This is a genomic window from Corynebacterium sp. 13CS0277 (genome assembly GCF_002994655.1).
Classification (GTDB): Bacteria; Actinomycetota; Actinomycetes; order Mycobacteriales; family Mycobacteriaceae; genus Corynebacterium.
In genome coordinates, this window is the sequence record NZ_PPDL01000006.1 from 55,256 (window position 1) to 80,106 (window position 24,851).

21 protein-coding genes are annotated in these 24,851 nt (G+C 69.1%); 4 read left to right on the forward strand and 17 right to left on the reverse strand.

Translation table 11 applies throughout. From position 1 onward, the window contains the following. Window positions 1-15: 15 nt before the first annotated feature. The 11 genes from ribD to mihF form a co-directional block, all read right to left on the reverse strand. Window positions 16-1,056 (reverse strand): bifunctional diaminohydroxyphosphoribosylaminopyrimidine deaminase/5-amino-6-(5-phosphoribosylamino)uracil reductase RibD, encoded by a 1,041-nt coding sequence (gene ribD, locus C1Y63_RS03500; RefSeq protein ID WP_106015081.1) that lies wholly within the window; start codon window positions 1,054-1,056, stop codon window positions 16-18. Continuing rightward, on the reverse strand, window positions 1,053-1,751 hold the full coding sequence (gene rpe / locus C1Y63_RS03505) for a ribulose-phosphate 3-epimerase (protein ID WP_106015082.1): 699 nt from the start codon (window positions 1,749-1,751) through the stop codon (window positions 1,053-1,055). Before rpe ends, ribD begins: the two co-directional genes overlap by 4 nt. A gap of 91 nt (window positions 1,752-1,842) precedes the next feature. Next, window positions 1,843-3,453 (reverse strand): RsmB/NOP family class I SAM-dependent RNA methyltransferase, encoded by a 1,611-nt coding sequence (locus C1Y63_RS03510; RefSeq protein ID WP_106015083.1) that lies wholly within the window; start codon window positions 3,451-3,453, stop codon window positions 1,843-1,845. Then, on the reverse strand, window positions 3,450-4,439 hold the full coding sequence (fmt, locus tag C1Y63_RS03515; protein WP_106015084.1) for a methionyl-tRNA formyltransferase: 990 nt from the start codon (window positions 4,437-4,439) through the stop codon (window positions 3,450-3,452). Before fmt ends, C1Y63_RS03510 begins: the two co-directional genes overlap by 4 nt. Window positions 4,440-4,505: 66 nt before the next feature. Further along, window positions 4,506-5,030: a peptide deformylase gene (gene def / locus C1Y63_RS03520; protein WP_106015085.1), complete on the reverse strand. Its 525-nt coding sequence runs from the start codon at window positions 5,028-5,030 to the stop codon at window positions 4,506-4,508. 174 nt (window positions 5,031-5,204) lie between these two features. Next, window positions 5,205-7,463, reverse strand: a complete 2,259-nt coding sequence (locus tag C1Y63_RS03525) for a primosomal protein N' (protein ID WP_106015086.1) — start codon at window positions 7,461-7,463, stop codon at window positions 5,205-5,207. Between the two features lie 137 nt (window positions 7,464-7,600). Continuing rightward, window positions 7,601-8,824: a methionine adenosyltransferase gene (gene metK, locus C1Y63_RS03530; protein ID WP_106015087.1), complete on the reverse strand. Its 1,224-nt coding sequence runs from the start codon at window positions 8,822-8,824 to the stop codon at window positions 7,601-7,603. 261 nt (window positions 8,825-9,085) lie between these two features. After that, complete coding sequence (gene coaBC / locus C1Y63_RS03535; protein ID WP_106015088.1) at window positions 9,086-10,408, reverse strand: bifunctional phosphopantothenoylcysteine decarboxylase/phosphopantothenate--cysteine ligase CoaBC; 1,323 nt, start codon at window positions 10,406-10,408, stop codon at window positions 9,086-9,088. A gap of 360 nt (window positions 10,409-10,768) precedes the next feature. Continuing rightward, window positions 10,769-11,047, reverse strand: a complete 279-nt coding sequence (rpoZ, locus tag C1Y63_RS03540) for a DNA-directed RNA polymerase subunit omega (protein WP_106015143.1) — start codon at window positions 11,045-11,047, stop codon at window positions 10,769-10,771. 235 nt (window positions 11,048-11,282) lie between these two features. Then, a complete protein-coding gene (gene gmk, locus C1Y63_RS03545) occupies window positions 11,283-11,864 on the reverse strand; it encodes a guanylate kinase (protein WP_106015089.1) in 582 nt (193 codons plus the stop codon). Between the two features lie 2 nt (window positions 11,865-11,866). Continuing rightward, a complete protein-coding gene (gene mihF / locus C1Y63_RS03550; protein ID WP_106015090.1) occupies window positions 11,867-12,193 on the reverse strand; it encodes an integration host factor, actinobacterial type in 327 nt (108 codons plus the stop codon). Window positions 12,194-12,753: 560 nt separating this feature from the next. Here mihF and C1Y63_RS03555 point away from each other — a divergent pair. The 4 genes from C1Y63_RS03555 to C1Y63_RS03570 all read left to right on the forward strand — a co-directional run bounded on the left by C1Y63_RS03555 (window position 12,754) and on the right by C1Y63_RS03570 (window position 15,700). Further along, window positions 12,754-13,662: an AEC family transporter gene (locus C1Y63_RS03555; protein ID WP_106015091.1), complete on the forward strand. Its 909-nt coding sequence runs from the start codon at window positions 12,754-12,756 to the stop codon at window positions 13,660-13,662. 81 nt (window positions 13,663-13,743) lie between these two features. Continuing rightward, window positions 13,744-14,343, forward strand: coding sequence for a winged helix-turn-helix domain-containing protein (locus C1Y63_RS03560; protein WP_146128849.1), 600 nt, complete (start codon window positions 13,744-13,746; stop codon window positions 14,341-14,343). A 35-nt stretch (window positions 14,344-14,378) separates the two neighbouring features. After that, entirely contained in the window at window positions 14,379-15,413 is a 1,035-nt protein-coding gene (locus C1Y63_RS03565) for a serine hydrolase (RefSeq protein WP_158256075.1), read from the forward strand. Continuing rightward, window positions 15,410-15,700 carry a hypothetical protein gene (locus C1Y63_RS03570; protein ID WP_106015094.1) on the forward strand — a complete coding sequence of 97 codons (291 nt, stop codon included), beginning with the start codon at window positions 15,410-15,412 and terminating at the stop codon, window positions 15,698-15,700. Before C1Y63_RS03565 ends, C1Y63_RS03570 begins: the two co-directional genes overlap by 4 nt. A 391-nt stretch (window positions 15,701-16,091) precedes the next feature. On the opposite strand, the gene pyrF is transcribed toward C1Y63_RS03570, so the two are convergent. The 6 genes from pyrF to pyrR all read right to left on the reverse strand — a co-directional run bounded on the left by pyrF (window position 16,092) and on the right by pyrR (window position 24,498). Continuing rightward, complete coding sequence (gene pyrF, locus C1Y63_RS03575) at window positions 16,092-16,967, reverse strand: orotidine-5'-phosphate decarboxylase (RefSeq protein WP_106015095.1); 876 nt, start codon at window positions 16,965-16,967, stop codon at window positions 16,092-16,094. Next, window positions 16,967-20,350: a carbamoyl-phosphate synthase large subunit gene (carB, locus tag C1Y63_RS03580; RefSeq protein ID WP_106015096.1), complete on the reverse strand. Its 3,384-nt coding sequence runs from the start codon at window positions 20,348-20,350 to the stop codon at window positions 16,967-16,969. The genes pyrF and carB overlap by 1 nt, the downstream gene beginning before the upstream one ends. Continuing rightward, entirely contained in the window at window positions 20,351-21,481 is a 1,131-nt protein-coding gene (gene carA, locus C1Y63_RS03585; RefSeq protein ID WP_106015097.1) for a glutamine-hydrolyzing carbamoyl-phosphate synthase small subunit, read from the reverse strand. Between the two features lie 30 nt (window positions 21,482-21,511). After that, window positions 21,512-22,882 carry a dihydroorotase gene (locus C1Y63_RS03590; RefSeq protein WP_106015144.1) on the reverse strand — a complete coding sequence of 457 codons (1,371 nt, stop codon included), beginning with the start codon at window positions 22,880-22,882 and terminating at the stop codon, window positions 21,512-21,514. A 78-nt stretch (window positions 22,883-22,960) separates the two neighbouring features. Next, a complete protein-coding gene (locus C1Y63_RS03595; RefSeq protein WP_106015098.1) occupies window positions 22,961-23,884 on the reverse strand; it encodes an aspartate carbamoyltransferase catalytic subunit in 924 nt (307 codons plus the stop codon). Between the two features lie 23 nt (window positions 23,885-23,907). Continuing rightward, window positions 23,908-24,498: a bifunctional pyr operon transcriptional regulator/uracil phosphoribosyltransferase PyrR gene (pyrR, locus tag C1Y63_RS03600; RefSeq protein WP_106015099.1), complete on the reverse strand. Its 591-nt coding sequence runs from the start codon at window positions 24,496-24,498 to the stop codon at window positions 23,908-23,910. Between the last annotated feature and the right edge of the window lie 353 nt (window positions 24,499-24,851).

Here is a 24,851-nt window from a genome sequence, read left to right on the forward strand (position 1 = left end):
CCGGTTGCCGCAGGCTCAGCCTGCGGGTGGTCGCACGGCCGCTTCAGGGGCGGACACCGCGCGCGCCACCAGGCGCACGTCCTCGCCCAGCGGCGTGATGTCCACTATCTCAAACTGCTGGGCCTGGCTCAGGGTGGGGCTCACCATGCCGGCGATCATGGGGGTACCGGCGCCAAGAATCTTTGGCGCCACATAGGCGTGAATATCGCACACGATGCCCGCCGCCAGCGCGGAGCGCGCCAGCCCCGCACCGCCCTCCACCAGGACGTTCGTGTGGCCTGCGTCGACGAGGTAGTCCATGGCGGACGCCAGGGTGGAAAATTGGCGCGCTACCCCCGCTAGGTGGAAGTGCGGGGGGATGGGCCGGGTGCCGACGACGATGGGTTCCGGTTGGTGCGCCGCCAGCGCACCGGAGGGCGTCCGCGCCGACAGGCGTGGATTGTCGGCGAGCACCGTGCCGGTGCCGACGAGGATCGCGTCCCGGCGGGCCCGGTCGGCGTGACCGGCGGCCCGCGCGGTGGGGCCGGTGATCCACTGGCTGGTGCCGTCGGCGGCGGCAATGAACCCGTCGAGGGTGTGGGCGACTTTCCACGTCACCCACGGCCGCCCGGTAGCCTGCCGGTGCAGCCACGGCTCAAGGGCTGCGGCCGTGCGGCCAATCGTGAGGACCTGCACCCCGTGGGCGCGGAGGGTCTCCGCCCCGCCGCCGGCGGTTCGGGTGGGGTCGGGCTGGCCGATGACGACGCGCCGAATGCCGGCGGCCAGCAGCGCCTGGGCGCAGGGGCCGGTGCGGCCCGTGTGGTTGCAGGGCTCGAGGGTGACGACCGCGGTCCCGCCGCGGGCACGCTCGCCGGCGTGGGTCAACGCCACGACCTCGGCGTGGGGGCCGCCCGGGGGCTGCGTGGCGCCGACGCCCACGACGTGGCCCGCCGCATCGAGGATGACCGCCCCCACCGCAGGGTTGGGCCACACCCCACCCAGTGCGCTGAGGGAGGCCTCCTCCGCGCGGGCGAACGCGGCCTCCTCCGCGGGCGACAGGCCCGGGGTGTGGGTCATGCGCCGGGGCGGCTGCCTGCCGCCAGGGCGTGCAGGCGCTGCACCTCAGCGTCCGGGTTGTCGGCCTTGTACACGGCGGAGCCCGCGACGAAAGCATCGCAGCCCGCGGCGGCGGCATGAGCGATGGTGTCGGCGGAAATACCGCCGTCGATTTCAATGATGGTGTCGAGCCCCCGGGCGTCGATCGCCTCCCGGAGGGCGGCCACCTTCTCCACCTGCTCCGGCATGAAGGACTGGCCGCCGAAGCCCGGCTCCACACTCATGACGAGCACCAGGTCGTAGTGCTCCAGGTCGTCCAGCAGTACGTCCACCGGGGTGCCCGGCTTCAGCGAGATGCCCGCCCGCACCCCCTTGCCGCGCAGGTAGTCGGCCAGCGCCACGGGATTGTCGGTGGCCTCCACGTGGAAGATGACGGTGTCCGCACCGGCGTCGATGTAGGAATCCACCCAGCGCTCCGGGTCCTCGATCATCAGGTGCACGTCCATGATCTTCTCAGAGCTGCGACGCGCCGCCCGGAGGATATCGGCCCCGAAGGACAGGTTCGGCACGAAGTGGCCATCCATGATGTCCACGTGGATCCACCCGGCGGAGTCCACAGCCGCGATTTCTTCCCCGAGGCGGGTGAAGTCGGCGGCGAGAATCGACGGGGCGATCACGGGAAAGGCGGGGATGGGGCGAAGGGCAGCGTTGCTCATGCCCACCATCCTAACCACCGGCCCTCCCGCCCCCGGCACAGCGGGGCGCTGCGGGCGGGTACGCCCCGCGGCACGCCGCGGGGACGGGGCGTTAGACCCGGGAGGGGTCCGTGACGCGCAGCACGGCGAAGAACATCGCGTCCGTGCCGTGGCGGTGCGGCCACAACTGCACCGACAGTTCCTCCCCCAGGTTCTCGCCACCGGGCACGAAGCCGTGGGCGTCCTGCTCCACGACGGCCCCCGTGGCCAGGACCTTGTCAACCACGCCGCGGGTTTCCCGCAGGTCCGGGGAGCAGGTGGAATACACGACCACCCCGCCGGGGCGGGTGAGCCGGATCGCGGCCCGCAGGAGTTCCTCCTGCAGCACCACGAGGTCGGCGATGTCGCTTTCCTGCTTCCGCCACCGGGCTTCCGGGCGGCGGCGCAACGCACCCAGCCCGGAGCAGGGGGCGTCAACGAGCACCCGGTCGACGCCGGGGGCGAGGCCACTGACGCGACCGTCGGCGACGTGCACCGTCACCGGGAGATCCGCGCAGGCTTTCTCCACGAGGGCCGCCCGGTGGGGCTGCAGCTCGACCGCATCCACCCGGGCCCCATCGATGGCGGCCAGGGCACCAATGAGGGCGGTTTTGCCGCCGGGGCCGGCGCACAAGTCCACCCAGCGGCCCGCATCCGCGCCGTCGACGTCGGCTTCCACCAGGGCGCGGGCGATGAGCTGGCTACCCTCGTCCTGAACGTGGGCCATGCCCTGCCGCACGGCCTCAATGTCACCGGGCGAGCCGCCCGGCAGGTACACCGCGTAGGGAGAGAACGTGCCGACCTCGCCGCCGGTCATGGCGGCCAATTCCTCGGCCCCCATCTCCCCCGGGCGGGCCGCCAGGTGGACTGTGGGGCGGGCGGAATCCGCCTCCAGGGCGGCCGGCAGGTCCTGCATCCCGAGGACTCGGGCGAAGGACGCCGCAATCCACTCGGGGTGTGCGTGATCAAACGCCACCCGCGCGAGCTCCCCTGCCGGCCGCAGGTCCTCCACAAGGCCGTGGCCGCCGCGGACGACGTTGCGGAGGATGCCGTTGACGAAGCCGCCGGCGCGCGGGTGCCCGGCATCCTTGACCAGGTTCACGGCGGTATCCACCGCCGCGTAGGCGTCGACCCGGGTGTAGAGCACCTGGTAGATACCCATCCGGAGGGCGACGAGCACCTCCGGGGCGAGGGTGTCCACGCCACGGGAGGACAACGAATCAATGACGGCGTCAAGTACTCCCTGGGTGCGCAGCGTGCCGTAGGTCAGCTCCGTCGCGAAGGCCGCGTCGCGGCCGGACAGGCCTGCGGCAGCAAGCTGCTTCGGCAGCACCAGGTTCGCGAACGCCTCGTCGACGGTGACTGCGCGCAGCACATCGAAGGACACCGAGCGGGCCGCATCGACGCCCGCATACGGCCGGAACCGCGGCGGGCGGTTGTCACGCCGGCGGTCCCGTCGCTCGTCGCGCCGGCGGTCCTGCTGCCCCTGCGGGCGAGACCTGCGGGCGTCACGGCGGTCAGAGTCGCGGCGTTCCTCAGGCCGCCGCCGCTGGCCGCGGGGCTGCTCCCGGCGGTCGCCACTGCCCGACTGCCCGGCACTGCGGCTGCGGAAGCCACCGGACGGCTGCTCGCCTCGCTCGGGGTCCTGGTTGCCGCGGGCGCGGCTACGGAATCCGCCACTCATTGAAAACTCCTCGAGGGATAGTCGGTGTCACCGCAGCGCACAGCGCCCTCGGCGAGGGACAGGTTGCGGCCCCAATCGGCCGCCGGGATCATCTTCTTGCCGGGCAGCTGTATCGTGCCCAGCGCCACCACGCCGGCACCCGTGCCGACGAGGACGCGTTTCTTCTCCGCGAGCAGCTGCCCCGGTGCCAGGTCCACCGGATCCCCGGCGGCAGACACGGGTGCCACCGGGGTGACGGGGCCGAGCTTGACCCGCTGCCCCTCGAGCTCACACCAGGCGCCCGGGGCGGGGGTCACGGCCCGGATGCGGCAGTCGACGACCTCGGCCGGCTGGGAGAAATCGACGCGGGCAAACTCGGTGGAAATCTTGTGCGCGTACGTGCCCTCCCCAACCTGCGGCTGGGGGGTGATCTCCCCACGCTCGGCGCGGGTGAAGGTGTCGACCATGAGCTCCCCGCCCACGGCCGCCAGGCGCTCCAGTAGGCTCGCCGCGGTGTCCTGGGCCGCAATCGGGGCCTCACAGCGCGACAGCACCGGGCCCGTATCGAGGCCTTCGTCGATGCGGAACACCGTCACCCCCGTCGATTCCTGCCCGGCGGCAATCGCCGCCTGCACGGGGGCGGCACCCCGCCACTGCGGCAGGAGGGAGAAGTGCAGGTTCACCCACCCGTGGGGTGCGGCATCCAACAGATCGGCAGGCACCAGCGCCCCGTAGGCGACGACGGGAATGCAGTCGGGAGCAATCTCCGCCAGGCGGGCGCGCACCAGCGCCCCCTGCTCGTCGTCGGCTGCGAGGCGGGAGGCTTTGAGCACCTCAATGCCGTGGGCTTCGGCGACCTGGGCGACCGCGCTGGGGTGGAGGGTCCGCCCGCGACCTTGGCGGGCATCGGGGCGGGTAATGACGGCCTCCACCGTGTGTTCGGAGGCGATGAGCTGCTCCAACACGGCGGCAGCAGGGGCGGGGGTTCCGGCAAAAACTAGACGCATAACACTCTTGAGAACTCGACGAGGATAAAAAACACGGCCCGCACAGGCATGCAGCGGGCCCGCGGGCTACACCGTGGTCAGCCCCTGCTGGTACCAGTCCGTGGCGCGTAAGCTGCGCATCGCGGTCTTGCGGTCCTCGGGGGACAGGCGCTTGAGGAACAACACCCCGTCAAGGTGATCGGTTTCGTGCTGCACGCAGCGCGCCAGCAGGCCGGTGGCCTCAAACTCGACCGGGTTGCCGTCCACGTCGACGCCGGTGCAGCGCACCGCCGCCGCCCGCTGCACGGGGGCGTGCACATCCGGGATCGACAGGCAGCCCTCGCTCTCGAAGGTGGTGTCCTCCCCCACCGGCTCCCACACGGGGTTGATGACGTGCCCCCGGGCGCCGGGGGTCTCGTGGCTGCAGTCGTAGACAAACACCCGGGTGAGCAAGCCGACCTGGTTGGCGGCCAAGCCGACCCCGCCGTGGTGTTCCATGGTGTCGAACATGTCGGCCACGGTCGCTTTGAGCGCGTCATCGAAGACAGTGATCTCTTCGGCACGGGTCTTCAACACGGGGTCGCCGAACAGGCGAACAGGGCGAACTGCCATGGGGTGGGGGCCACTCTTTCTGTCAGGGTGTGCACGCGGCACGCGGGTGTGGTGGACGACGCGCACGAGGCGCGGGCCGCACCGAAGGAACACCCATCGGGGGTGCCGGCACGCGTCGTCGAAGTCCCATTCAGCATAGTCCCCCACCTGCGAATCGCCCGCCGGCGCGGATCGCTACCCGAACTCGATGGGGTTGACCTGCACCCGCAGCGGCAGCTCTTCTTTCAGCGCGGCGCGCTGCTGCACCGCGTGCTTGAGCGCGGCCGCGAGCGCTGCGCGCTGCGCGATGGGGGCGCGGACGAGCAGCCGCTGGGGCGGGCCGAAGCGGCGCTCGTTGTACTCGCCGGGCAGCTTGGAGCCCAGCGGCAGGTCCGTGGGCCCGAGGATCATGGCCCCCGGCGGCAAGTCGAGGAGACGTTCCAGGTTCTCCAGCGACTGGGCGGGCGCGTCAATGGCGGCCATGGACACGCTCGGGGGCAGTTCGGTGTCCCGGCGGGAGGCGAGTTCGGCGGCGGCGGCCGCGGGTGCGTCGAAGCGGATGAGGAACTGGATGGCACGCAGCCCCGGGTCGCCGGTGATGACGACGGTGCCGCCGTGCCCGTGCGGGGCGACCAGTGCGGCCGCATCCATCCAGCGTTGCAGAGCACGTTCCGTCGCCCGAAGGTCCTGCAGGCCGAGCAGCGCCCACGTATCGAGCAGCACCGCCGCCCCGTAGGAGTGCTGGACCACGTCCGACAGGGGCGCGGGGGTTGCCTCCGGCGCTGCCGGCACCCCGGCACCCGCAGCCTGTTGCTCAGCAGCAGTGGGTACCTCGGCGGCAGTGCTCGCCTCGGCAGGGTCGGCCGCCGGCTGGGGCGCGTCCGTGGCGGCCGCCGTAGGCGCGGCCGCTGCCGCCGGTGCGGCTGCGGTTGCTGTCCCCGCCCCAGGCACGACGCGGGGTTCCGCACCAGGGGTCGCGATGACGATTTTCGCGCCGGCCGTAATGGTCTTCTTCAGGTTCGTGCCGCTGGAGGTCACCACCGGCACCTGGGGGAAGGCGCGGCCGAGTTCTTCGGCGGTGCGCTCCGCACCGATGGTCTGGGGCCGAAGACGACGGCCACCGCACTCGGGGCAGCGATAGTGGCCGTCGGGGCGGCCGCACCAGCGGCAGGTGGGCACCTGCGCCTGGGCGGCCTGGCTCCGGTCCTCCCGGGCAGAGGTCGCCCCCTGGGTGGGGATGGACAAAGGCCCGTGGCAGTGCCGGCAGCGGGCGGGCGTGCCGCAGTCGGTGCACCGCAGGCTCGGCATGTAGCCGGCGCGCGGCACCTGCACGAGCACCGGACGGCCCTGCTGCAGGGCGGCGCGCATCGCCGCAAACGCCTGGCCGGGGATACGGGCCCGGTGGGCCATGGGGTCGCGGGCGAGCTCAAAGTCGGAGTCGCCGGCGGCGCGGATGCGAGGCATCCGTTCCCGCAGCACCTCCAGCGGTGCGGTGAGCGCGTGCGCCCACCCGGATTCGACGAGCAGTTGGGCTTCCGCGGTGCGGGCGTAGCCGCCCACGAGGAACGCGGCACCGTGCTGTGCGGAACGCATCGCCAGCACTTCCCTGGCGTGCGGGTAGGGAGCCATCCGGTCGACGAGGTTGTCGTTGCCATCGTCCAGCAGCACGCACAGCCGCAGGTTGCGCACCGGGGCGTACATCGCCGAGCGGGTGCCGACGACGATGCGGGCCTGCCCGTGCAGCATGGACAAAAACTGCCGGTAGCGTTTCTGCGGCCCGTCGGAGGCGGCGTAGCCGCAGATCTGTTTCTTCGACACCCACTCCGCGAGGTGGTCGACCACCGTGTCGAGATCCGACTGGTCGGGCACGACGATGAGTACCCCGCCGCCCTCCAGGGCGACTTTCACCGCCAGTGCGGCGAGCGCCTCCTCGTGGTGGTCGTGGGGGATCCAGTTCCATACCGCGCGCGCCGCCTGGCCGGCGAGCACCGCGTCCACGAAGGATTCGCCGAAGCGGTAGGTCAACCAGCCCGACAGGTCGGGTTCCGTGGCGGTACCGAGCTCCTCCCACGGGGTGGTGGTGTCGGTTTTCTCCGCGCCGGCGTGCCGCGGCGGCACCGCCAGCCGGATAACGTCCGCCCGGGTGCCCGCGTAGCGGGCGGCCACGGATTCCACCATCTCCATCTGGCCGGGCGGCAGCACCACTTCCGGGGAGACGACTTTGTCGATCCAGGACAAGGTGCCGGTGAAGTCCGATTCGGCGAGCCGGGCGAGCACGATGCCGTCGACGCGGCGGCCGTGGAAGAAGATCCGCACCCGCACGCCCGGCTGGACGAGCTCGTGGAACTCCTCCTGCACCTGGTAGTCGAAGGCCCGGTCCAGGTGCGCGAGCGGCAGCAGCGGCAGCACACGGGCGACTGGCAGGCTCGGGGCGGGGATCCGGACTGGGGGCATGGCTAACAGACTAGACGAGCCACACCTGCCGCCGCTGCAGCGCGGAGACACCGTGGCGGGCAGATGCACAAGCACCCGCGCAGGCGCGCGCAGGAGTTCCTGCGGCGCTCACGCGGGTGCGTCCAAGTGCGGGGGCGTTAGATGCCAGCGGCGGCCTTGAGGGCCTCGGCCCGGTCGGTGCGCTCCCAGGGCAGATCCAGGTCGGTGCGGCCGAAGTGGCCGTACGCGGAGGTCTGGGCGTAGATGGGGCGCAGCAGATCCAGGTCGCGGATGATGCTCGCCGGCCGCAGGTCGAAGACCTCGGCGACGGCGCGCTGAATGTCGGAATCCTTCAGGCCCTCGCGGGCGGTGCCGAAGGTCTCAACGTAGAGGCCGACGGGCTTCGCGCGGCCAATGGCGTAGGCCACCTGGACTTCAGCGCGGTCGGCGAGGCCTGCGGCGACGATGTTCTTCGCCACCCAGCGCATGGCGTACGCCCCGGAGCGATCCACCTTGCTGGGGTCCTTACCGGAGAACGCGCCGCCACCGTGGCGGGCCATGCCGCCGTAGGTGTCGACGATAATCTTGCGGCCCGTCAGCCCCGCATCGCCCATGGGGCCGCCCATGACGAAAGACCCGGAGGGGTTGACGAAGAGCTGCAGGTCCTCGTCGACGAGGTGCTCGACCCCCGCCTCGGCGAGGACGACGTCGACGACGTGGGTGCGGATCTGCTGCTCCAGCCACTGCTGCGTGACGTCCTCATCGTGCTGGGTGGACACCACAATCGCGTCGATGCGCACCGGGCGGTCGTGATCGTCGTAACCGATGGTCACCTGGGTCTTGCCGTCCGGCCGCAGGCCGGGCACGATGCCCTCCTTGCGCACCTGGGTGAGGCGCCGTGCGAGCCGGTGGGCGATGCTGATCGGCAGCGGCATGTACTCCGGGGTTTCGTTCGTCGCGTAGCCGAACATCAGCCCCTGGTCGCCCGCACCAATCTGGTCCGCGCCTTCGGCGTCGGTGTGCTCCGCGCGGTCGGTCGGGGTGGACACGCCGGCACCAATCTCCTCCGACTGGTCGCCGATCGCCACGGACACACCACAGGAACGGCCATCGAAGCCGACCTGGGAGGACTCGAAGCCGATGTCGAGGAGCTTCTGCCGCACCAGGCGGGGGATCTCCACGTAGCCGGCGGTCTTCACCTCACCGACGATCATGACCTGACCGGTGGTGACCACCGTCTCCACGGCGACGCGGGAGGTGGGATCCTGCTGCAGCATCGCGTCGAGGATCGTGTCGGAAATCGCGTCGCAGATTTTATCCGGGTGGCCTTCAGTGACGGATTCACTGGTGAACAGGCGCAAGTTGCTTTGGGGCTGACCCACTGGAGTTGTCCTTTGCACGTTGCCACACGCGCCCCCGCGCAACCCATTGACGGTGCAGGAACACAACCGGTGGGGGCGGGAGGATGTGGGGGAAAATGATGTGTGGTGCCTGGCCCTGCCGCCCGGGCGAGCATCTGCCCGATCACGACCCAAGGGGGTGCGCAGCACGCGCTGCGCGGGCACCACCTGGCGAACAATATAGACTAAGCTGTCTACGAGCGTCAACTACTGACGCCCGCAGCCACCCACGACGGGTCAGTGTCACCCGTGCGACGCCGCAGCGCCGCGCAGCCGCACAGCCGCATCGAGAATCCGGCCGGCGACGACATACTTCGATGCCAACGGCACGACCTCATCCTCACCAGTGCGACTGAGCAGCCAGCCCTGGTTGGTGGCCTGACCAAAGACGACGCCGTCGCCCACCTCGTTGCACATGAGCAGATCGCAGCCCTTCCGGGCCAGCTTCTGCCGGCCGTACTCCTCGGCGCTGGCGTGCGCGTCGCCGGTCTCCGCCGCGAAACCGACGATCGTGGCGTCCGCGCGCACTGCGGGCAGCTCCTCCCCCGCACCGGCGGAGTCGCCGGCAGCCTGGGCCGCACGGCCCGCCACCAGGCCACGCAAGATATCGGGATTCTCCACGAGCGCCACCTGCGACAACGCATCGTCGGACTGGCCCTTTTTCAACTTCGACTCCGCCAACGTCGCCGGACGGTAGTCCGCCACCGCAGCCGCCATGACGATGACGTCCGCCGTGGGCGCATGGGCCGCCACCGCAGCCTGCAGATCACGGGCGGAACGAATCCGCACCACCTCGGCGCCCGCAGGTGTCGGCAGCTCCGCCGTGGCACCGGCGATAACAGTGACGTGGGCGCCCCGTTGTGCGGCCACCTCCCCCAGGGCGAAGCCCTGCTTGCCGGAGGACTGGTTGCCGATGAAGCGCACCGGGTCGATGGCTTCCCGGGTACCGCCGGCAGTGATGAGGACCTCCAGGCCCTCCAAGTCGCGGGTAAGCGTCCCACCGGCGCGGACGTACTCCGCCAAGGCGAAAATCTGCTCCGGATCCAACAGTCGGCCCGGGCCCGTGTCCTTACCCGTCAGTCGGCCGTGCGCCGGCTCCAACACAACAACGCCCCGCCGGCGCAGGGTGGCCACGTTGTCCTGAGTGGCCGGATTGTTCCACATCTCCGTATGCATGGCGGGGGCCACCACCACCGGGCACGTCGCCACGAGACAGGTGGCGGTGAGCAAATCGTCGGCGCGGCCGGCAGCCAGGCGGGCCAGCAGGTCCGCGGTCGCCGGCGCGATGACCACGAGGTCGGCGTGTTGTCCGACGTGCACGTGGCGCACCTCGTCGACGGCCTCGAACACGCTCACCGACACCGGGTTGCCACTCAACGCCTCAAAGGTTGCGGGGCCGACGAAGTTGCAGGCAGCCTCCGTCGGCACCACGCGCACGTTGTGCCCGGACTCGGTGAACAGGCGCACCAGGTGGCAGGCCTTGTAGGCGGCGATACCGCCCGCCACACCCACCACCACATTGGGGCGGGCGGCGGGCTGGGTTGCCGCAGCTGAAGCTTCACTCATGGGTCGAGACCACACCTTTTTCTTCCATTGTCAGGATGTCGCGAAGGGCTCCCGGCCGACGCCACATCGCGCGGTGGCGGTGGCCCTGGAACGGAAGAGCCCTGAAGGGGAAAAGTCTGCACCCACCCTACCGCCCCACCCCGCCACGCAGCCCACCACCCCTGCCGCACCCTTGGTGTTCCCAGCGACCACGCCGGAGGGCGCACCCGACTGAAGTTCGAGACATAGCTGCAGCCCCGCACCCCTCCCGCCGCCCACCATGGGTGGACGTGCGGATGATGACAGGGGTGCGGGGCTGCGAACACTCCGCGCAGCGTGTGGACGACACACGGTCGTCGCACCGCAGCGCGAGCAGGAGGCTTAGCCTTCGGTGTGCTCCAGGAGACCGCGGTCGATTTCGCGCAGGGCGATCGTCAGCGGCTTTTCTTCCTTGGTGTGGTTCACCAACGGGCCCACGTACTCGAAGACGCCTTCTTCCTGCTGCAGCTCGTAGCTGTTGATCTGGCGCGCGCGCTTCGCGGCGAAGATCACCAGCGCGTACTTGCTGGACACGTGCTTGAGCAGGTTATCGATCGGCGGAGCCGTGATACCCACCGGCGGATCGAAGATCTCGTCGTTGATCGCCCGGTCGTGGGCGATCTTCAGGTCGGTTGCAACGTCAGTCACGTCAACTCGTTTTCTTCACAGTTTTTGTTGAGGCGGGAGTCGTGAAGGGAAAGGCTCGTGCCTTGCCTTCACCCCGGCCCCAGTTGTCACAGTGCCGCGCCTGCGCAGACACGCGCGCGGCGGCGAGAAGCGGTGGACCGGGTGAGGTCGCACCGCCGTCTCAACAGCACCTTTCACGGGCCTCACCCGGGGGTGTGTCCGCGGGGTGTTAACGGTCCGTGGTGCCGAGGAGAATGTCGCGGAGCTGCTGCACCGCCACATCGACGTCCTCGTTGACGATGACGTAGCGGAACTCGTCCGAAGCGGCGAGCTCTTCGCGGGCAGTTTCCAGGCGACGTGCAATCACGTCCTCCGGCTCCGTGCCGCGCCCGGTGAGACGCTCCACGAGAATCTCCCAGCTCGGCGGGGCCAAGAACACGGTCTGCGCCTCGGGCTTGAGTGCGGCGATCGCGCGAGCGCCCACCAGGTCCACCTCGACGAGCACCGGACGGCCGGAAGCAAGCGCTTCCTCCACCGGCTTCGCGGGGGTACCGGAGCGCTGCAGGCCACCGTGAATGTCAGCCCATTCCAGCATGCGACCGTTGTCGATGTTGTCCTGGAACTGCTCCGGGGTGACGAAGAAGTAGTCTTCCCCGTCGACCTCGCCGGGGCGGGGTGCGCGCGTCGTCATCGACACCGAGAAGTACATCTCGGGCAGTTCTTCGCGCAGGCGATGAACCACCGTGGATTTGCCCACGGCAGAGGGGCCAGCCAGAACAACCAGCTGGCCGGTGCGGCTATCGCCGGCCATTGTTAGTCCTCGGAGGAGAAGCCGAAGCGCTCCAGCAGGGCGCGACGCTGACGCTCACCCAGGCCGCGCAGACGACGGGTCTGAGCGATCTCGAGCTCGTCCATGATCTCCTTAGCCTTGACCTTGCCGACCTTGGGCAGAGCCTCCAGCAGCGCGGAAACCTTGGTCTTGCCAATGATCTCGTCGCTCTGGGCCTTATCCAGAACTTCCTTGAGGTTGGTGTTGCCGCGCTTGAGGTTTTCCTTCAGCTCAGCACGTGCCTTGCGGGCCTCAGCGGCCTTCGCGAGGGCTTCCTTGCGCTGCTCGTCGGTCAACTTGGGAAGGGCCACGGGGTTTCCTCCATCTAAATGTTTTCGGGATGTCCGGGTCAGTTCACGTCACTGGCCACGCGATGTGCTCACCCAACGACACGCCCGCAGACTGCGGGTGCGTGTTGGCGGGGCACCGTGACCGGTACGACGACAAACTGTCCGCGCTGTGACGCTACCACCACCAGCAGGCGGCGGGGCGAGATGTGGTCAGCGCCCGGACGATGAGTTGAAATGCTTCATGAAAGCGCCGCCACCTGCGAAATTGCATCCATGTCGGTCGCGAAGCTTCAGCTAGTCTAGCACCACGTGCGCAAAATCCAAGGTGGACCCCTCAAACCTGCACGTCAATCGCGCCCCATCAGTCACACACCATACAGAAAACCGCAGGTCACGGCCCACTTCGTGTGGGCACGCGCAGGAGACATGCGACCTGGGAAAACCCTGCACTCTTACCCCCTGCATCCACCGGGGCCTGGCCTGCAGCCACACCGATCGCTGCCAGCACAGTCGCGACCCGGGCATCGCTGCGGACACCGGGGTGCCGCAGGGCAGCCACCAGGTGGCTTATAGTGAGCGGAATGACCGGCGTTCTTCAGGGCTTCACCATCATTTTCGCGGTGATCTTCGCGGGCTATCTCCTTGCCCGCTTCCGCATCATCAACAGTGACGAGCAGCGACTCGTACTCAACCGGGTGGCGTTTTTCGCCGCCACCCCGGCACTGCTGTTCACGGTCGTCGCCCAGGCGGACGCCACCCACTTGTTCTCCCCCGTCATCGCGGTGCAGGCGCTCAGCGCCCTGCTCATTGCGGCGATTTTCGTGGCACTGTCGCGGGTGTTCTTCCCCACCGATAAGGCCTCGACGGTGATGGGCGCGGCCTCGACGGGCTACGTCAACTCCAACAACATTGGCCTGCCGGTCGGCATGTATGTCCTCGGCAACGCCGCCTACGTGCCGCCACTGTTGGTGCTGCAGCTGGTGGTGTTCACGCCAATCATCTTGGCGCTCATCGCCCCCGGCAAGGCCTGGCAGGCAGTGCGCCAGGCCGTGACGAGCCCCATCGTGCTGGGTGCCGCAGCCGGTCTCGTGGTGTCGCTCAATGACCTCACCGTTCCGGAACTCGTCTGGGAGCCGCTCACGCTCCTCGGTGGGGCGTCGATCCCGATGATCCTCATGAGCTTTGGTGCCTCCCTGCGGGACGCCCGCCCACTGGCCGTGGCCTCGGAGCGCCGCGCGGCACTCACGGGAACTGCGCTGAAGATCGCCGGCATGCCGGTGATGTCCTTCCTCCTCGCCTACCTCCTCGGGCTGCGGGGCGACGAGCTGTATGCCTGCGTCATCCTTGCCGCGCTGCCGACAGCGCAGAACGTCTACAACTACGCCGCCACCTACCAAAAGGGCATGGTCATCGCCCGCGACGTCATCCTGCTGTCGACGTTTATCGCGCTCCCCGTCATGCTCATCGTGGCGCTTGCCTTCGGACGCTGACGCCACGCATCGCCGACGCTTTTGCAAAGAATTTTTTGAAAAAACACAGAAATTCTTTCACGTTCTCCGTAGGGTGAAGGCATGACACCCCCACCGGCAACCTCGCCGTTACCGCACGATCGTGGGTCTCACGCCCCCGAATCCGCTGCACACGCCGCACTTGTCCACCGCCTCGACCGCCTTGAGCAGCGACTCGCAGCACTAGAAAACTCTCAGGCAGCGCACACCCCAGTTGACTCCGCGGCTGCGGGGGTAGGCGCTGCGACCACCGCGGGGTGGCTGGTGGAGGAACTGCACCTGCGCCACCCGGAGGACGCCGTCTGTTTCGGCGGCACCCATGACGGTGTGCACTGGCAACTCACCCGCCCCACCGACGTGCTGCTCGACAGGGAGTGGACCACCGCCGTGGAGAGCCTTGCCGCCCTGGGCCACCCGGCACGCTTAAGAATCTTGCAGCTGGTACTCAACGGCACGGCGACCATCCGGGGCCTGAGCGAGGCTGGTGCGGACACGGCCAGCGGCGAGGGGGTGCTCGGCACCTCGGGGCAGATCTACCACCACGTCAGGCTGCTCGCCCAGGCCGGGTGGCTCAGCCCGGGCCCGCAGCGCACCTGGCAGGTTCCCGCCACGCGCAAGATTCCTTTGCTCGTCATCCTCGCGGCTGCGGAGACCCACCCATGAGGAGAATCACGCGGCGGGCGGGTGCCCTCGGAATCATGGGTGTCACTGTCCTCGGTGTGGGCCTGCTCTTCCGGCCCCAGCAGCCCACTCTCGCCGACCTCGAGGGCTTGGCCGGGACTCGGGGCGCGATCATCTCTCTCGCCGGCGACACCCTCGACATCCGCACCGCCGGCACCCAGTCCACCTCTGCGCTGAAGTCTTCTGAGTCCGCACAGCCCGAGGGTGCCTGCGTCGATGCCTTCGAAGTGGGGTCGATCTCCAAGGCGATGACGGGGTTGGTTCTCGCCGACGCCCTCGAGCGCGGCGAACTGCATCTCGACACCCCCATCCCCGACCATCCGGGGCTCACCCTGCGCGACGTCGTCACCCACCATTCCGGCCTCCCCCGCAGCGGCAGCGGCCTCAAGCACACAGCACGGCTCATGCTCTCCAGCATCACGGGGGCCAACCCTTACGACCCCACCCCTGGGGCGCTGGCCCAGCAGCTCGCTGAGCTCGACCTCAACGAGGTACAACCGGGGACTTTTCGCTACTCCAACCTCGGTGCCGCGAGCACCGGCGCCCTGTTCCCCCGCTACCTTGGCGGCGACTACGCCACCGTCATGCAGCAACGCTTGTTTGCCCCGCTCGGCATGCACGACACCTTCGTGCAGACCCTCGATCACACGGTGTGCCCAGGGTTCAGCGGGGCGGGCCTGGCCCAGGACCCGTGGGTGATGGGCGACTACTCCCCCGCCGGCGGCATCGTATCCACCCCGGAGGACATGGGCCGACTGCTCCGCGCCCTGCTGGCGGGCACCGCCCCCGGCATGAGTGCCCTGGAGCCCTTGGCACCCAGCACCCCCGGTGAGCAGATCGGCATGTTCTGGATGCTCACGCCGCAGCACACCGCCGCCGACTCCCACACAGCGCCCACACCGCTGGCGTGGCACGACGGTGCCACTGCCGGCTACGGCAGCTATCTGGGCATCGACCGCACGCGCGGCCGGGGTGTCGTGGTGCTCTCCAATTCGCCTGCTGACCACACAGCCCGGGGCGAAAAACTCCTTCGTGAAGGGCATTCCTCATGACCGCAGCCATCATCGCCGTCTTCTGCCTCGACCCCGCGTGGCGCATGCTGCGCCTGCTGCGCACGCGGACCGCCGGCCCCTGGGTTGAGATCCTCATCCACGGTGCCACCAACATCGCCCTGCTTGCCCTGCTGCGCCCACTGGCGCTCACCCCCGCAGCACAGCTCGCATGGCTGGCGTATCTCGGCGCCACGGCAGCGTTCTTCCTCGTGGCCGGCGCCGTCACGTACGCCACACAGCCCACGGGGCCTACGTCGTCAGCCCCACCCGCACCCACCGCAGGGTGAGAAGGCCGCCGCATCCCCGCGCAACAGACACCTGCGCGCCCGGGACGCGGTCGGTAACCGGCACTCAGATGTTCGCCGGGTCGTCTCTGGGGCTGGGGGCTTCGCCTGCAGCGCCGCCATTGGGTGAGATGGCGTCCTCGCCCGTGATCGCGGCGCCAGTTGCATCCGAGTAAGGGCCGCGCCCGCCACCTGCCCCAGCGAGAGCACAATCATGTGCGTACCGCCTCGGGTTCTGCGCCCGCTATCCCCGGCGCAGTGTGGGCTCCCGTGCCGGGCTCGCGCAGCTCGTGACCGTACACCCCGCGCATGCCGCAGCCCACCTGCTTCGCCCGTGGGTCGGGTGCGAAGGAGGTGGGCTGTGGAGTGCGGGTGCGCTCGCGTGCGCGGCGGGTTAGTCGACCGGGAAGGCAGCGGCTTCGCGCGCGACCGCGGCGCGGAGCTGTTCCACGTCGGGCCCTGCGGACAGGATGCCGCGGGAGATGTTCGGGAACACCAGGTGGGCGCTGCGGCCCGCGATGCGGGCCACGTCCTCGGCGGAGCCGCCCTGCGCGCCGACGCCCGGCATGAGGATCGGGCCGTGGAGCTCATCCAGCTGCGGCGGGTTGCTCAGCGTCGCACCGACGACGACACCCATGGTGCCGGCCTGGCCGCGGGCGGCGGCCGCGGCGTTGGTGCGGCCCGCGAGGTCGACAATCTGCTGGGAGACCGTCACCCCGTGGCTGTTGGTGTTGTCCTGCACCTGGCGGCCCTCCGGGTTGGAGGTGGCCGCCAGCACGAAGATGCCACGACCGGTGGCCTCCGCGACGTGGATTGCGGGGTCGAGGGAGTGGTAGCCCAGATACGGCGACAGGGTCACCGCGTCCGAGCACAAAGGGCTCGAGTCTTCCAGCCAGGCGGTGGCGTAGCCGGCCATGGTGGAGCCGATATCGCCCCGCTTGGCGTCCGCCACCACCAGGGCGCCGGCGTCGCGGAGTTCACCGATGGTGTCCTCCAGGACGGCCAGGCCCCGCGAGCCGAAAGCCTCGAAAAACGCCACCTGGGGCTTAACCAGTGCTGCGGTGTCGCGGAAGGCTTCCACACAGATGTTGGAGAAGCTGCGCAGCCCCGTGACGTCGACGCTGAGCCCCCAGGCCTCAAGGAGGCTGGCGTGGGGGTCGATGCCGACGCAGAGCCGGCCGCCGCGCTCACGTGCGGCGGCGAGCAGCCGCTCACCAAAGGGGGTCACGGCGGCCTGCGCGCCTGCCTGCGGGGTGTCGGTGGCGGCCATTAGTGCTGCACCTTCTCCTCCGGGGCGGCCTGCCCGGTGTGGTCGATTTCCTGCAGGGCCCGGACGGTGAGCTCACCCGCGCGGAGCGCCTCAATACCCTGCACGGCGGCGGTCACGCCCTGCACCGTGGTGACCAGGGTGACGCCGACGTTGACGGCCGCGGCGCGGATGTCGTAGCCATCGTGGCGGGCACCGGAGGAACCAGCCGGGGTGTTGAGGATGAGGTCGACCTCGCCGGCCTTGATGATGTCGACGATGGAGCGGGCGTCGGGGTTTTTGCCCTCTTCCTGCAGTCGCTTGACGTCCGTCTGCTTGAGCACGGTCTCGCACTCCACGCCGTTGCGGCGCAGCATGCGGGCGGTGCCGGCGGTAGCGAGCATCTTGAAGCCCATGGCGGCCAGCCGCTGGATCGGGAAGATGAGGGTGCGCTTGTCGCGATTGGCGACGGAGACGAACACGGTGCCCTCGGTCGGCAGGGCGCCGAACGCGCCGGCCTCGGCCTTGGCGTAGGCGGCACCGAAGTTATCGGCCAGGCCCATGACCTCACCGGTGGACTTCATCTCCGGGCTGAGCAGCGTGTCCAGCATCTTGCCTTCGGCGGTGCGGAAACGGTTGAACGGCAGCACCGCTTCCTTCACGGCGATGGGCGCATCCAGCGGCAGGGAGCCGCCGTCGTGGTCGGTGGGGATCATGCCCTCCGCCATGAGCTCCTCAATGGTGGCGCCCATCATGATGCGGGACGCGGCCTTCGCCAGCGGCACCGCGGTGGCCTTCGACACGAACGGCACGGTGCGGGAGGCACGCGGATTGGCCTCGATGACGTAGAGGATGTCGTCCTTGAGCGCGAACTGCACATTCATCAGGCCCTTGACGCCGATGCCGTGCGCGAGCGCCTCCGTGGAGCGCCGCACGTTCGCAATGTCCTCCTCGCCGAGCGTCATCGGCGGCAGGGCGCACGCCGAGTCGCCGGAGTGGATGCCCGCTTCCTCAATGTGCTCCATCACGCCGGCCAGGTAGACGTTCTCCCCGTCACACAGCGCATCGACGTCGATCTCGATGGCGTTGTCGAGGAAGCGGTCGACGAGCACCGGGTGGTCGGAGGTGATCTCCGTGGCGCGGTTGATGTAGTCCTCCAGGGAGGCCTCGTCGTAGACGATCTCCATGCCGCGGCCACCCAGCACGTAGGAGGGGCGCACCAGCACCGGGTAGCCGATGGACTCCGCCACGGCCTTCGCCTCCGCGAAGGAGGTCGCGGTACCGAAGGCGGGGGCGGGCAGGTTCGCGGCGCGCAGCACCTCACCGAACTCGCCGCGGTCCTCCGCCAGGTTGATGGCCTCCGGGGAGGTGCCCACCACCGGCACACCAGCGTCCCGCAGGCGCTGCGCCAAGCCCAGGGGGGTCTGGCCGCCGAGCTGCACGATGACGCCGGCGACGGTGCCGGACTGGCTTTCCGCGTGGTAGACCTCCATGACGTCCTCGAAGGTCAGCGGCTCAAAGTACAGGCGGTCGGCGGTGTCGTAGTCGGTGGACACGGTCTCCGGGTTGCAGTTGACCATGACGGTCTCGTAGCCAACCCGGGAGAGCTCCAGGGCGGCGTGCACGCAGGAGTAGTCGAACTCAATGCCCTGGCCGATACGGTTCGGGCCGGAGCCCAGGATGATGACCTTCTCCCGTTCGGTCTGCGGGGCGACCTCGCTTTCCGCGGCGGGATCCAGCTCGTAGGCCGAGTAGTGGTACGGGGTCTTCGCCTCGAATTCGGCGGCGCAGGTATCCACCGTCTTGAACACGGGGCGGATACCCAGCTGCCAGCGCAGGCGGCGCACCCCATCCTCGCCGGCGAACTCGGGCCGCAGGGCCGCGATCTGGGCATCCGACAGGCCGAACACCTTCGCCCGGCGCAGCAAATCCTGGTCGAGGACCGGGGCGTCGACGAGCTCCGCGCGGAAATCAACGAGGGCCTGCAGCTCCGCGAGGAACCACGGGTCAATGCCACTGGCGGCGTAGACCTCGTCGACACTCGCCCCGAGGCGCAGCGCCAACTCCGCGTCGTAGAGGCGACCCTCGGTGGGGCGCTTCAAGTCCTCCAGCACCGCATCCTTATCGGTGGCGCGCTCGCCCGCGAAAGCCTCGTCCGGCACCGTCCAGAAACCGGCCTGCTTGTTCTCCAGGGAGCGCATGACCTTGCCGAGGGCGGCAATGTAGTTGCGGCCCAGCGCCATCGCCTCACCCACCGACTTCATCGTCGTCGTCAGGGTGTCGTCGGCACCGACGAACTTCTCGAACGCAAAGCGCGGGGCCTTGACCACCACGTAGTCGAGGGTCGGCTCGAACGCCGCCGGGGTCACCCCGGTGATGTCGTTGGTGATCTCGTCCAGGGTGTAGCCGATGGCCAGCTTGGCGGCGATCTTCGCGATCGGGAAACCGGTCGCCTTGGACGCCAGCGCCGAGGAGCGCGACACGCGCGGGTTCATCTCAATGGTGATGAGGCGGCCGTCGCGGGGGTTGATGGCGAACTGGATGTTGCAGCCGCCGGTATCGACGCCGACCTCGCGGAGGATCGCAATACCCTGGTTGCGCATGATCTGGAACTCGCGGTCCGTCAACGTCATCGAGGGCGCGACGGTGACGGAGTCACCGGTGTGGACGCCGAGGGCGTCGACGTTTTCGATGGAGCACACGACCACGCAGTTGTCGTTGGCGTCGCGCATGAGCTCCAGCTCGTATTCCTTCCACCCGAGGATGGACTCCTCGATGAGGACGTTCGCCTCTGGGGAGGCGGCAAGGCCGCCGCCGGCGATGCGCTCCAAGTCCTCGTCCGTGAACGCCAGGCCGGAGCCCAGGCCACCCATGGTGAAGGAGGGGCGCACGACGACCGGCAGGCCCAGCTCGGCGACGGTCTCGCGGACTTCGTCCATGTTGTGGCACACCCGGGAGCGCGCCGACTCGCCACCGATCTTGGCGACGATGTCCTTGAACTTCTGCCGGTCCTCGCCGCGCTCAATGGCGTCGATGTCGGCGCCGATGAGCTCCACGCCGTACTTCTTCAGGCTGCCGCGGCGGTCGAGCGCAATGGCGGCGTTGAGCGCCGTCTGCCCGCCGAGGGTCGCCAGCACCGCGTCGATGGGGTGCCCCTGGGCGATTTCCCGCTCGAAGATCTTCTCAATGAACTCCGGCTGAATCGGCTCCACGTAGGTGTGGTCGGCGAACTCCGGGTCGGTCATGATCGTCGCCGGGTTGGAGTTAATGAGGGTGACCCGCAGGCCCTCCTCCTTGAGCACCCGGCACGCCTGGGTGCCGGAGTAGTCGAATTCGCAGGCCTGGCCGATGACGATCGGGCCAGAGCCGATGACCAGGACGTGGTTGATGTCGGTCCGCTTCGGCATTTACTTAGCACCTTCCAAAAGAGCGATGAACTGGTCGAACAGGGGGTTAGCGTCGTGGGGGCCGGCGGCGGCCTCCGGGTGGTACTGGACGGAGAACGCGCGCCCCGACTCCAAGGCCACGCCCTCGACGACGCCGTCGTTGAGGCAGGTGTGGGTGACGATCGCGGGCCCGAAGTCGGTGTCAAACGGCGTCCCCGGCTCGCCCTTGAGCGCGAAGCCGTGGTTCTGGGCGGTGATGTCGATGGTGCCGGTGGTGTGGTTGAGCACCGGCACGTTGATGCCACGGTGGCCGAACTTCAGCTTGTAGGTCTCCATGCCGAAGGCGCGGCCCAGGATCTGGTTGCCGAAGCAGATGCCGAAGAAAGGGATGTCGGCGGCGAGGACCTCGCGCACCACGGCCACCATCTCGTCGGCGGTCGCCGGGTCGCCCGGCCCGTTGGAGACGAACACCCCATCCGGGTTGTACTGGGCGATCTCGGCGAAGGGGGTGCCGGCCGGCACGATGACGGTGCGGATGCCGCGGGCGGCGAAGTTGCGAGGCGTGTTCGTCTTAATGCCCATGTCGTAGGCGACGACGGTGAAGCGGTGCTCCCCCTCGGGCTCCACGATGTAGGCCTCCGCGGCGGACACGTCGCCCGCCAGGTCGGCGCCCGCCATCGACGGCTGCGCCTGCACGATGCTCAGCAGTTCCTCGTCGCTGCGTTCGGCGTCCGCGCCGGAGAAAATACCGGCGGCAATGGAGCCGTCCTCCCGCAGCAGGCGGGTGAGCGCGCGGGTATCGACCCCCTTGATGCCAACGATGCCCTGGGCTTCCATCTCCTCGGCCAGCGTGCGGGCGGCACGCCAATTGGACACCCGGTGCGCGAGGTCGCGGATAACGAGGCCGGCGACCCAAATCTTGTCGCCGCGGGATTCGCCGTCCTCATCGTTCCAACCGGTGTTGCCGATCTGGGGTGCGGTGCACACCACGATCTGACGGTGGTAGGACGGGTCGGTCATCGTCTCCTGGTAGCCGGTCATGCCGGTGGTGAACACGGCCTCACCGAGGGTGGTGCCGGTGGCGCCAAAGCCGGTGCCGGTGAAGACGTGGCCACTGGCGAGCACGAGCTTGGCGGGAATGGTGGTGGTCACAGATGTGCCTTTCGGTTTCTCGGTGGGCGGTTAGCGGGTCACGGGCTGGCCGTCACGGCAGGTGACGTGGCCGCGGAGGACGGTGGTGGTCACCCGGGTGGAAAACTCCATGCCCTCATAGGGGGTGTTGCGCGACTTCGAGGCCAGCTCCTCGCCGCGCACAGTCCAGGAATCATCCAGGGCCACGAGCGTGAGGTTGGCCGGCTCCCCCACTGCCAGGGGGCGGCCGTGGCCGGGCAGGCGGGTGATCTCCGCGGGCTTTTCACTCATGACGCGGGCGACGAAACGCCAGTCGGCGAGGCCGGGGCGGACGAAGATCTCGGCGATGATCGCCAGCGAGGTTTCCAGGCCCAGCATGCCGGGGCGGGCGTGCTCGAACTCGCAGCACTTCTCCTCACTGCCGTGGGGCGCGTGGTCGGTGGCCACGCAGTCAATCGTGCCGTCAAGCAGCGCGTCCCGCAGCGCGAGAGTATCCGCGTGCTCCCGCAGCGGCGGGTTCACCCGGTTGTTGCCGTCGTAGGTTTCCAGCCGCTCGTCGGTGAGCAGCAGGTGGTGCGGGGTGGCTTCGGCGGTGATGGCGAGACCCTGGGCCTTCGCCCAGCGCAGCAGTTCCACGGTGCCGGCGGTGGAGGCGTGGCAGATGTGCACCCGCCCGCCGTAGTCGCGGTGCATGAGGATGTCGCGGGCGACGATGGCTTCCTCCGCGACGCGCGGCCAGCCGCGCAAGCCCAGGCGGGCGGCGATCTCCCCTTCGTGGGCGACAGCCCCTTCGGTGAGGCGGGGTTCCTCGGCGTGCTGCGCGAGCAGCACATCGTCGGCGCGGGAGTACTCCACCGCCCGGCGCATCAGCTGCGGGTTGTCGACGCACTTGCCGTCGTCGGAGAACATGCGCACCTTCGCCCCGGAGCGGGCCATCATGCCGAACTCGGTGAGCTCCTTGCCGTCGAGGCCCTTGGTGATGGAGCCGACGGGGTGCACGTCGCACAGGCCGATCTCCTGGCCCTTCATCCACACGGATTCGGCGATGACCGGCTGGTCCATGACCGGGTTGGTGTTGGCCATGGTGAACACCGCGGTGAACCCGCCCTTGGCGGCCGCGGCGGAACCGGTGGCGATCGTTTCGGTGTCCTCCCGGCCGGGCTCCCGGAGGTGGACGTGCATGTCGACCAGCCCGGGCAGCAGCACCTGGCCGGAGCCTTCGATAACGACGTCGGCGTCCGTGTCGGCCGGGGCGTCCATGTCGGCGATGACTCCGTCGCGCACGAGCACGTTGCAGCCCTCCCCCTCACCGTAGGGGCGCACCCCGGTGAGCAGCACGGTGCCGGCGAACGCGGGCGCGAGTGTGCCGGTGGCGGGGAACGTGGACGGGTCGGCGGGTGCGGTGGTGTCAGAGACCGTCATGGCGGGGGTGCCTTTCGTCGGGGAGGGCGCTGCGGCTGCAGCGGGGGTCGATGCGGCGGAGGTGTGTGCGGCTGCCATCTAGCTGCCCTCCTGACCCACCAGGAGGGTGAACAGCACCGCCATGCGCACGTGCACGCCGTTGCCGACCTGCTGCAGCACAGCGGACTGCGGGGCGTCCGCCACCGCGTAGTTGATCTCCATACCGCGCAGCATCGGCCCCGGGTGCATGACGATGGCGGAGTCCTTCATCGCTGCCAGCCGCGCCTGGCTCAACCCGTAGAGGGTGGCGTACTCGCGGTGGGAGGGGAAAAACCCGCCCAGCATGCGTTCCTGCTGCACGCGCAGCATCATCACCGCATCCGCGTCGCGGATCTCGGCATCCATGTCGTAGGAGTAGCGCACGGGCCACTTGTCGACGCCGGTCGGTAGCAGAGTCGGCGGCGCGACGAGCACGACTTCTGCGCCCAGCTTCGTCAGCAAGTCCACGTTGGAGCGCACCACCCGGGAGTGGAGGCAGTCGCCGACGATGACGACCTTGCGGCCGGAAATACCGCCGAGGCGCTGGCGCATCGTCACCGCATCCAGCAGCGCCTGGGTGGGGTGCTGGTGGGCGCCGTCGCCCGCGTTGATGACGCTGGGGCCATCGACCCAGCCGGCGAGCTGCTGCGCCGCGCCCGAGGAGGGGTGGCGAATAATCAGCGCATCCGCGCCGATCGCCTGCAGCGTGAGCCCGGTGTCCTGGAGGGATTCGCCCTTTTTCACCGAGGAGGACGACGCCGAGATGTTAATCACGTCGGCGCTCATCCACTTGCCCGCCGTCTCAAAGGAGGAGCGGGTGCGGGTGGAGTTTTCGTAGAAGACGGTGAAGATGGTGCGGCCGCGCAGCGTCGGCAGCTTTTTCACTTCCCGGTCCTCGAGGGCGGCGCGGAAACGATCCGCCTCGTCCATGAGCCCGATGATCTCATCGGTGGACAAATCCGCAATGCTCAACAAGTGCTTCATCAGATGATCCTCGCCCTTCTCATCTAGGCGTCCGCGTCCGCGGACTCGGCGGGTGCCGGGCGGGTCAGGGTGACGGAGTCTTCCCCGTCGATTTCCGCCAGGGATACGGTGACGTCTTCCGCGCGGGAGGTCGGCAGGTTCTTGCCCACATAGTCCGCGCGGATCGGCAGCTGGCGGTGACCGCGGTCAACCAGCACGGCCAGCTGGACTTCCTCCGGGCGACCAATGTCACGCAGCGCATCCAGCGCTGCGCGGATGGTGCGGCCCGAATACAAAACATCGTCGACGAGGATGACGGTGGCACCGTCAATCCCCTCGACGGGAATGGTGGTGGGCTGCAGCGCCCGGTGGGGACTGCGCCGCAAATCATCGCGATACAGGGTGATGTCCAACGCGCCGCAGAACACCTCCCGGTCTGCGAACTGCGCGATCTTCGCCTTGAGGCGCTCCGCGAGGGGAACACCCCCCGACGGGATCCCCAACAACACAACCCGGCGGGACTCGGGCGAGTCCAGCGCCGTCTTCTCAATGATTTGGTGCGCGATGCGTGCGACGGTGCGATTCACATCGTCCGCGGAGATGATCTCCGTGACGTGTGCTGCGGGTGCGCTCATCGTGACCTCCTTCCCCGCCTCTCGGTGCGGTCCGTTAAAGGATGTCGAAACATGAATTTTTCCGCGGGCCTTGTGACAGTACGCGTCACGCACACGTGACGAACAGTGAACCAACCGCGTACGAGCCGTGCGCGAACAGGGTGCGCGCAGGCGTCAGGCCAACGCCTTCCACCCTAGCAGCAACACCGCACAACACCGCACACCCGAACCCACACCCCGGCGACCACCGCATCCCGATATGGTCTCCGGCACAGCAACACCAGCTACCCCCGCCCCACCCCCGCCGCAGCGCCGCCGCATCCCCGCCCGTGGCGGCATCTGGCGGGCGCTGCACCAGAATCACCGCGACGTCC